We start from the raw sequence: 8956 nt of genomic DNA, 5'->3' as shown, positions 1-8956 counted from the left end.
GGTGAATCGGGGGCGGTGCGGTACCGTCCGCGGGTGGCAGAACTGGCGTTCTTGGTGGCCGCCGGTTTCTTCGCCGGCGTGGTGGGTTACGTGACCGGACTCGCTTCACTCGTCAGCTATCCGGCTCTGCTGTTGGCCGGACTCCCGCCCATCACCGCCAACGTCACCAACACCGTGGCGCTGATCCCGGTGGGCATCGGGAGCGCGACGTCGGCCCGGGCGTCCCTGACCTTCGACCGTAAGCTGTTCGGACTGCTCGGGGCTGCCGGTGCCGGTGGACTGCTCGGCGCGGTGATCCTGCTGTTGACGTCGGCGAGCACGTTCGAGGCGGTGGTCCCGTACCTGGTGGCCTTTGCCGCCCTCGCGGTGTTGTGCCAGCCGTTGATCCGCCGGATGTCCGGGCATCGCGACATCCCAGGTGTGTTGCCGCTTGCGGTTTTTGTGATCGCGATCTACGGCGGCTATTTCGGCGCCGGTGCCGGGATCATCTTTCTGGCGGTCTCGCTGATCGCCACCAGTCAAACGATGTGGCAGGCAACCCTGTTCAAGTCGTTGTTGCTGGCGGCGTCGAATGCCGTTGCCGCCGTGGTGTTTGTGATCTTCGGGTCCATCGACTGGGTGGCAGCAGCCGCGATGGGTGTGGGATGCCTGGCCGGCGGCTGGATCGGACCACCAGTGGTGGCCAAGCTTCCGGCGACGCCGCTGCGGATTGCCATCGCATTCGCCGGTTTCGGGCTGGCGATCTGGCTGGCCTACCGCTGAACGGTTTTCGGCCCGCTCGACGGTTTCTTGAGCACGGTCGACGGTCGGTTGGGCACGATCAACGGTCGGTTCGGCCCGCTCGACGGAGGGGTCAGAGGACGCCGTCGGTTTTGAGGGCGGCGATCTCGGTGTCGTCGAGGTGCAGGAGTTCGCTCAAGACCTCGGTGTTGTGACGGCCCGGGACCGATGGGCCCGCATTGCGGATCCGGCCCGGAGTGCCCACGAGTTTGGGGACGATGCCCGGTCCGAGGACGTCCTCGCCGATGCGTTCGTCGAAGTGCGGGGTGATCATGTCGCGGGCCAGCAGCTGCGGATCGACGACGACCTCGGCCACGGTGTTGATCGGCCCGACAACCACTCCGGCGTCGGTGAGCAGCTCGATGAGGTGAGCGCGGGACTGCTGCGAGGTCCACTGGGCGATGATCTCGTCGATCTCGTCCTGATTCGTGCCGCGGGCGCCGTGGTCGACGAAACGGGGATCGGTGGCCAGTTCCGGCTGTCCCATCGCCGCGCAGAGGCGGCGGAAGACCGTGTCCTGATTCGCTCCGATGACAACCATGCTGCCGTCGCCGGTGGGGTAGATGTTCGACGGCGCGATGCCCGCGAGGCGGGTCCCCGACGGTCCTCGGATCACACCGCCCTGGTCGTAGTCGGGGATGGTTGATTCCTGGACGGCCAGGCAGGCCTCGTTCAACGCCACGTCGACGATCTGACCCTCACCGGTGACGGTCCGCCGGTAGAGCGCCGCGAGCGCGCCATGGACGGCGAACATCCCGGCGAGGGTGTCGCCGAGGGACAGGGCGATGCGTGGGGGCGGCTGATCGGGGTAGCCGTTGAGATGCCGCAGACCGCTCTCGGCCTCGGCGACCGACGCGTATCCGGCGCGCCCGGCCTCGGGTCCGGTCTGGCCGTACCCCGAGACCCGGACGAGGATGATGCCCCGATTGCGTTCGCGGAGTACGTCGTAGCCGATGTTCAGTTTTTCGAGGGTGCCGGGACGGAAGTTCTCGACGATCATGTCGGCCTGCTCGACCAACTCGAGAAATATTTCGCGGCCACGTTCGCTGCGCAGGTTCAGCGTGATCGCTCGTTTGTTGCGGGCGTAGACGGTCCACAGGAAGTGGTGTCCGTCGCGCTCGGCCTGGCCCCAACCGCGCAGCGGGTCGGGCGAGTTCGGCGCCTCGATCTTGATCACGTCGGCCCCGAGGTCGCCGAGCAGACGGGCACCGAAAGGCCCGGCGATCAGCGAACCGAGTTCGAGTACCCGGATTCCGTCGAGTGCACCCGTCGGCACCGAGTCTTCGGGTTCTGCGGAGCCTGCGGGTGCGTTCGTGCGCGTCATCTTCTCAGTTTGTCGAATCACCGTCGACGGGTTGTCAGTGGGCTGCTCGATGGGCTCACAAGTGGTGCCAGGAGTTCATCTGAGGGCGTAACAAGTGCGCTTCGCGGCCGGGCCTCGTAGCGTAGAAGAGGTGAGCACACCCCACACCACGACAACCCGCTCCCCACACCCCTCTCCACGCACCCTTGGCGAACTGCGTGCCTCGGGTCATGTGCAGCGAAGCGTGAAGGACGAGATCCGTAACAACCTGCTGACCGCGTTGCGGTCGGGCGTCGACCCGTGGCCCGGAATCCTGGGTTTCGAGACCACGGTGATCCCGCATCTCGAGCGGGCGTTGCTCGCCGGGCATGACGTGGTGATGCTGGGCGAACGTGGGCAGGGGAAGACCCGCCTGCTGCGGACCATCGTCGGGCTGCTCGACGAATGGACCCCGGTCATCGAGGGTTCGGAACTCGACGAGCATCCGTTCGAGCCGATCACGCCGGCGTCGATCCGCAAGGCCTCCAACCTGCTGGACGACCTGCCGATCTCCTGGCGTCACCGCAGTGAGCGTTACGCGGAGAAGCTCGCCACCCCTGACACCTCGGTGGGTGACCTGGTGGGCGACGTCGACCCGATGAAGGTTGCGGAGGGCCGGAGTCTGGGCGATCCGGAGACCATCCACTTCGGGCTCATCCCGCGGGCGCACCGCGGCATCATCGCGATCAACGAGCTGCCCGACCTCGCCGAGCGCATCCAGGTCGCCATGCTCAACGTGATGGAGGAGCGCGACATCCAGGTCCGCGGTTACAGCCTCCGGCTGCCGCTCGATGTCGTGTTGATGGCCAGCGCCAACCCCGAGGACTACACCAACCGCGGCCGGATCATCTCGCCGCTCAAGGACCGGTTCGGTGCCGAGATCCGGACCCACTATCCGATCGAGCTCGAGGACGAGATCGCGGTGATCGAGCAGGAAGCCGACCTGACCGCCACCGTCCCGACCTTCCTCATCGAGATCATCGCGCGGTTCACCCGGTACGTCCGCGACAATCCGGCGATCGACCAGCGCTCCGGTGTCTCGGCCCGTTTTGCCATCGCCGGTGCCGAAACCGTTGCCGCCGCCGCCCTGCACCGCGCTGCGGTGCTCGGTGAAGACCTCGCCGTGGCGCGCGTGGTCGACCTGTCGTCGGTGATCGAGGTGCTGCGCGGCAAGGTCGAGTTCGAGTCGGGCGAAGAAGGCCGCGAGATCGAGATTCTCGAGCATCTGCTGCGTAAGGCGACCGCCGATACCGTGCGTGAGCACCTCGGGGGTGTCGACCTGGCGACACTGGTCACCGCACTCGAGGCCAGCGAACCAGTGGTGACCGGTGACCGGGTCTCGGCCAGCGACCTGCTGACGTCGATGCCCGAGGGCACCGAACCGGTGGTGAACAAGATCGCCGAGCGGCTCGAGGTCGTCGATCCCGGAGAACGTGCCAGTGCCCTCGAGTTGGCGCTCGAAGGCTTGTTCCTGGCCCGGCGGATCGGCAAAGAAGCCGACGAAACCGGCCAGACCGTGTACGGCTGAACCGAGAGAAACTCACATGCCCCGCAATAATTTTCACCGCTCTCGCTATTTGAGGTACACCGGTGGTCCCGACCCGTTGGCGCCACCGGTTGACTTGCGGGATGCGCTCGACGCCATCGGCGACGACGTGATGGCCGGTGGATCGCCGCAGTCGGCGATGCGGGAGTACCTGCGTCGGGGCAACCAGAACATGCGGGGACTCGATGAACTGCGGGAGATGGTCAACAAGCGTCGTGAGCAGATTCTCAAGTCCCGCAACCTGAACGGGACCTTCGACGAGATCCGCAAGCTGCTCGACGAGGCGGTGCTCGACGAACGCAAGCAACTCGCCCGCGACCTCGACGACGACGCGCGGTTCGCCGAGATGCAGATCCAGAATCTCCCGCCGTCGACGGCGCAGGCGGTGCAGGATCTCTCGGAGTACAACTGGCGCAGTCCGCAGGCCCAGGAGAAGTACGACCAGATCAAGGATCTGCTCGGGCGAGAGCTGCTCGATCAGCGGTTCGCGGGGATGAAGGAAGCCCTTGAAGGGGCGACCGAGGAAGACCGTCAGCGCATCACCGACATGCTCAAAGACCTGAACGAGCTTCTCGCGGCGCACAACCGCGGCGAGGACACCACCGAACAGTTCGGTGAGTTCATGGACAAACACGGCGACTTCTTCCCCGAGAATCCCCAGAACACCGATGAGTTGATCGACTCGCTGGCGGCCCGCAGCGCAGCGGCTCAACAGTTTTACAACTCGTTGTCGCCGGAGCAGCGGGCCGAGCTCGACCAGTTGGCGCAGCAGGCGTTCGGATCACCGGACCTGATGGGTCAGCTCTCGCAGATGGATTCGCAACTGCGGCAGGCCCGCCCGGGTATGGGCTGGGATCAGGGTCAGGATTTCGAGGGTCAGCAAGGGATGGGTATGGGCGAAGGCGCCGGTGCCCTCCAGGATCTCGCCGAGCTCGAGTCGCTGTCGGAGCAACTGGCGCAACAGTATTCGGGTGCACAGCTCGACGACGTCGATCTCGACGCGTTGGCCCGTCAGCTCGGCGACGACGTTGCGGTCGATGCCCGGACGCTGGCCGAACTCGAACGCGCGCTGAAGGAGGACGGACTCCTCGAACGGGGCAGTGATGGTCAGCTGAAGCTGTCACCCAAGGCGATGCGGCAGCTGGGGCAATCGATCTTCCGGGATGTGGCAGAGCAACTCTCGGGGCGCCGTGGCGATCGTCAGACCCGTCGCTCCGGTTCCGCCGGAGAACCGATCGGTTCGTCGCGGGAATGGGAGTTCGGCGACACCGAACCCTGGGATGTCACGCGCACGGTGTCGAATGCGGTGCTGCGCACCATGACCGAGGATCGGGACAAGCGGCACGCCGGCAATGCGATGATCAGGGACGGTGTGCGGATCGACTTCCGCGACGTCGAGGTGGCCGAAACCGAGGCCCGCAGCCAGGCCGCGGTCGCGTTGCTGGTCGACACGTCGTTCTCGATGTGGCTCGAGAATCGCTGGACGCCGATGAAGCGGACCGCGATGGCGCTCAATCATCTGATCTCCACCCGATTCCGCAGCGACGAATTGCAGCTGATCTCGTTCGGTCACTACGCCCGCACCCTGGAGATGAGTGAACTCATCGGCCTGGACGGCATGCGTCAGCAGGGGACCAACCTGCATCACGCGCTCCTGTTGGCGCAGCGGCACTTTCGGAAGCACCCCAATGCTCAGCCGGTCGTCTTGATCGTCACCGACGGCGAACCCACCGCGCATCTGCTGCCCGGCGGTGAACCGTTCTTCTACTATCCGCCGCATCCGGCCACTCTCGGAGCGACGGTGCGCGAACTCGACAACGTCGGACGGCTCGGTGCCCAGGTCAGCTTCTTCCGGCTCGGCGACGATCCCGGGCTGGTTCACTTCGTCGATCAGATGGCACGACGGGTCGGCGGACGGGTGGTGGCACCGGACCTCGACGGTCTCGGTGCTGCTGTGGTGGGCGACTACCTCGGCGGCAAACGCCGCCGTAGCCATCGCTGACCGGGCCCAACCGACCCTCGAGCGTGCTCAACCGACCGTCGAGCGTGCTCAACCGACCGTCGAGCGTGCTCAACCGACCGTCGAGCGTGCTCAACCGACCGTCGAGCGTGCTCAACCGACCGTCGAGCGTGCCCATAACCCCGTCGACTGGGCCCTTATGTCAATTGAGTGGGCCGACAACGATATCCGTGCGGCGATTTCGGCACACTCGACGGCGATTTGGGCCCGCTCGGCGGTAATGACGGCCCGCTCGGCGGTAACGAGGGCCCGCTGGGCGGTAACGAGGGCCCGCTGGGCGGTAACGAAGGCCCGCTCGACGGTGGAGTCAGTTCTTCTTGAGTGACGGCGGGGTCGGGTCCTGCGATGGGCGCCGGGCCACCCGGACGCCGCCCCAGAATGCCAAGCCGGTCACGGTGATCGTCGGTGCGCCCGGAACTCCGGGGCCAACGGTGTCGGCTTCGCTGCCGAACCCGCCCATGAACCCGATGCCGTTGACCTGGACGGTGGCGTTCTCGGGCACCACGATTTCTATCCCGCCCATGATGGCGGTCGCGCGGATGGTCAGCGAGGACGACGTGAAGATGGCATTTCGAAGGTCGATCTCGACTCCGCCCATGAGGGCAAGAGCGTAGAGATGCTCGCCGACCGCCGACCGGCCTTTGAGCTCGGAGCCACTCATGACGGCAATCCGATTGAGGATCACGTTCACGTCTGGGTCGACGTCAGAGGCCGGTGAAGCGGGCGTGGCCGGCGCCGACTGCGGCTTTGACGTAGGGGTCGGTAGATCGTCGGTGAGGGCGTCGAGTTCGCCGAAGGTCCTCGCCGCCATCGCCTTTTCGGCGCGTTCGTCGTATTCGGCCTGGCTCAGGTGTCCCTGGGTCATCGCCAGCGACAGAATGTCGATCGCCAGTCGGCGATCGAGGTCGCCGGCACGCACTTTGCTGAGATTGGTCTCGGGGGTGGATTCGGAGTCGCCGGTAGGGGTCTGATCGCTCACCCGACTCACGGTAGTGGGCTGCGACCCACTCAAGCCAGCAATAGGGCGATGAAGGCGATGCCCGGAACCGCGAGAATTGTCGTCACCAATGCGGAATCGCGGGCCAGAACAACACCTCGTTGATAGCGGGTGGCGTAGACGAGCACGCTTTGGGCGGTCGGCAACGCGGCGATGACAACCAGGGCGAACAGTTCGTGTCCCTCGGCACCAAAGGCAAACCGCGCCATGACGTAGACGATGACCGGCTGCACGACCATCTTGAGCACGGTGGCCAGGGCGACATCGCGGCGTGGACTTTCGCCCTTCCGCAACACCGCGACACCGGTCAGGGACAGTCCGAAAACCAGGAGCGCACCGGGTACAGACGCATTGCCCAGCATGTCGAACGGTTCCATCAGGGCCTGCGGGGGAGTGATGCCGCTGACGGCGATCGCGAGTCCGGCCACGCCACCGAGAACGATCGGATTGGTGAGCGGTGCGATGATGGTGTCGCGCAAAGAAATCCGGCGCTTGTTGCCGTCCTCGTCGAGGCGATCGAGTGCCGTGAGGTCCAGCGTTGTCAACGCCAGCGGCGAGTACACCATGATCTGAAACAGCAACAGCGGTGCCACAAATGACGCGTCGTCGAGCACGAAGATGGCGATCGGGATACCGAGGTTGGCGGAGTTGACGTACGACGACGAGAGCGCCCCGATGGTCGCCTCCGGAACCGCGCGCCGCAGCAGCAGTCGCGCGATGGTGAAGTACAGGCCACCGACGATGAGTGCGCTACCGCCCGCGACGACCAGTGTGGTCGAGAACACGTCGGCGATATCGGCTTTGGCCAAGGATGAGAACAACAGGGCGGGTGTGCAGACGAAAAACACCAGTCGCGACAGCACCATCGTTGCGCCGGGTCCGAGCAAGTCGGTGCGTCCGAGGACGAATCCGACGGCGATCACGATGAAGATGACCGTGAACCCCTGGATGACGCCTGACACCAGAGAAGTCTAGATACCCCGATGATGTGCCGTTTTGGTGGGGTCCACCTGGGCTTTTCGTCGCAACAAGGCCACATCATCGGGTTCGGGGGCGCCGTCGAGCAGGGCCTGGAGCGCTGATCGATGCGCCCCGTAGGCGCGTTTGCCGGCCGCGGTGATCCGGAAGGTGGTACTGCCACCGCGGCCGTGGCCTGCCTTGGATGCTGTGAGGTATCCAGCCGACTCGAGCGCTGACATCTGCTTCGACAGGTCCGAATCCTGCAGGTTCAGATGCTCTTTCAAGAACTTGAACGACGCCGTGGTGCTGTTGGCGAGAATTGCCATGGCGGCAAGACGTTTTGGAGCATGGATCAGCGGATCCAGACCATCGATCATGCGAGCCGTGCCCGTACCGCTGCAGCCGCGCGGGCGTAGCGGCGTTCGTAGATCATCAGCCCGCCCGTGACTGCCACAAAGGTGACTGCGGCGGCCACTGCGATACCGACTATCCACCACGCGAGTGCGATGAGTCCGGCGACGATCGGCAACGACACGAAGTAGCGATTCCACTCCACCCGGATCTCCGCGGGCGGAGTTCCCTGGCCCGGCATGGGCAATGCGCCATGCCGCCTGCTCATCCACGTGATGAACACGACCTCCGCAACAATCAGGGTGGCCAGGATCCCGAAGAAGACGGCCTTCTGTTCGTGCAACCAGGCGAAGTTGCCGACCATTGCCGCCGCCCATCCGCCGACAGCGGGGTAGTACCACCACGGCGTCGGTGGATAGTCGACATACGGAGCGGCCTCGGCCTGATCGGCGATTCGGAGGAGCTCCCGCGTCTCATCGCTTTCCATGATGGAAAGCTTATGGACCACTTTCCACTTCTGCAAGTAAAGGGTCTGCGAAGGCATCCGCTGTACGGCGATCGGCGCAGTTCACCGACCGGTTCGACGCTGACTTCAGACGCCACTTTGGATTGGGAGGGGGTAACCGGTACCCTCTAGAGGTTGTCGATGTCACGTCCCGTTCGCAACGGGTACGCGTCACCGCAGGACGAGTGCAGAAGTTCGAGAGCCGGTACGGCACACGGACACGCACAAACCCCGATACGTAAACGAAGAATGAAGGGCTGAATCATGGCTGTACCGAAGCGCCGGATGTCGCGGTCGAATACTCGTAGCCGCCGCTCGCAGTGGAAGGCCGAAAACCCGGCACTGCAGGAGATCAAGGTTGGTGGCGTCGCTCATCGCGTGCCCCGTCGCCTGGTCAAGGCAGTGAAGCTGGGTCTCGTCGATCTCGATCGTCGCTGACTAGCCCGTAAGGCTCA

Annotated in this window: 9 protein-coding genes and 1 pseudogene; 5 read left to right on the top strand and 5 right to left on the bottom strand. The window is 65.0% G+C overall.

Annotated features, from left to right (window positions below; translation table 11 throughout):
• Positions 1-33 precede the first annotated feature (33 nt).
• Positions 34-762: a sulfite exporter TauE/SafE family protein gene (locus tag H290_RS0123380; RefSeq protein WP_028463599.1), complete on the top strand. Its 729-nt coding sequence runs from the start codon at positions 34-36 to the stop codon at positions 760-762.
• Between the two features lie 91 nt (positions 763-853).
• On the opposite strand, the gene H290_RS0123375 is transcribed toward H290_RS0123380, so the two are convergent.
• Positions 854-2104, bottom strand: coding sequence for a CaiB/BaiF CoA-transferase family protein (locus H290_RS0123375; RefSeq protein ID WP_020109273.1), 1251 nt, complete (start codon positions 2102-2104; stop codon positions 854-856).
• A 130-nt stretch (positions 2105-2234) separates the two neighbouring features.
• On the opposite strand from H290_RS0123375, the gene H290_RS0123370 reads away from it, so the two are divergent.
• Positions 2235-3650, top strand: coding sequence for a sigma 54-interacting transcriptional regulator (locus H290_RS0123370; protein ID WP_028463597.1), 1416 nt, complete (start codon positions 2235-2237; stop codon positions 3648-3650).
• 16 nt (positions 3651-3666) lie between these two features.
• A complete protein-coding gene (locus H290_RS0123365) occupies positions 3667-5670 on the top strand; it encodes a VWA domain-containing protein (RefSeq protein ID WP_028463596.1) in 2004 nt (667 codons plus the stop codon).
• A 325-nt stretch (positions 5671-5995) separates the two neighbouring features.
• On the opposite strand, the gene H290_RS29560 is transcribed toward H290_RS0123365, so the two are convergent.
• The 4 genes from H290_RS29560 to H290_RS0123345 are packed head-to-tail and all read right to left on the bottom strand — an operon-like array spanning position 5996 to position 8483.
• Positions 5996-6667 (bottom strand): DUF1707 domain-containing protein, encoded by a 672-nt coding sequence (locus tag H290_RS29560; RefSeq protein ID WP_020109270.1) that lies wholly within the window; start codon positions 6665-6667, stop codon positions 5996-5998.
• A 29-nt stretch (positions 6668-6696) separates the two neighbouring features.
• Positions 6697-7647, bottom strand: a complete 951-nt coding sequence (locus tag H290_RS0123355) for an AEC family transporter (RefSeq protein WP_020109269.1) — start codon at positions 7645-7647, stop codon at positions 6697-6699.
• Positions 7648-7656: 9 nt separating this feature from the next.
• Entirely contained in the window at positions 7657-8022 is a 366-nt protein-coding gene (locus H290_RS29555) for a transcriptional regulator (RefSeq protein ID WP_020109268.1), read from the bottom strand.
• A complete protein-coding gene (locus H290_RS0123345; RefSeq protein ID WP_155977004.1) occupies positions 8019-8483 on the bottom strand; it encodes a hypothetical protein in 465 nt (154 codons plus the stop codon). The genes H290_RS29555 and H290_RS0123345 overlap by 4 nt, the downstream gene beginning before the upstream one ends.
• An 87-nt stretch (positions 8484-8570) precedes the next feature.
• Between H290_RS0123345 and H290_RS31835 the strand changes: the two are divergent.
• Both H290_RS31835 and rpmF read left to right on the top strand, forming a co-directional pair.
• Positions 8571-8743 (top strand): annotated as a pseudogene (locus tag H290_RS31835) (50S ribosomal protein L31); the annotation flags it as partial.
• Between the two features lie 22 nt (positions 8744-8765).
• Positions 8766-8939, top strand: coding sequence for a 50S ribosomal protein L32 (gene rpmF, locus H290_RS0123340; protein ID WP_028463595.1), 174 nt, complete (start codon positions 8766-8768; stop codon positions 8937-8939).
• Positions 8940-8956: the final 17 nt, after the last annotated feature.

Origin of the sequence: Nocardia sp. 348MFTsu5.1 (genome assembly GCF_000383535.1) — a bacterium.
Taxonomy (GTDB): Bacteria; Actinomycetota; Actinomycetes; order Mycobacteriales; family Mycobacteriaceae; genus Williamsia; species Williamsia faeni.
The sequence above is the reverse complement of the archived record's forward strand: the minus strand, read 5'-3'. Positions and strand labels throughout refer to the sequence as shown.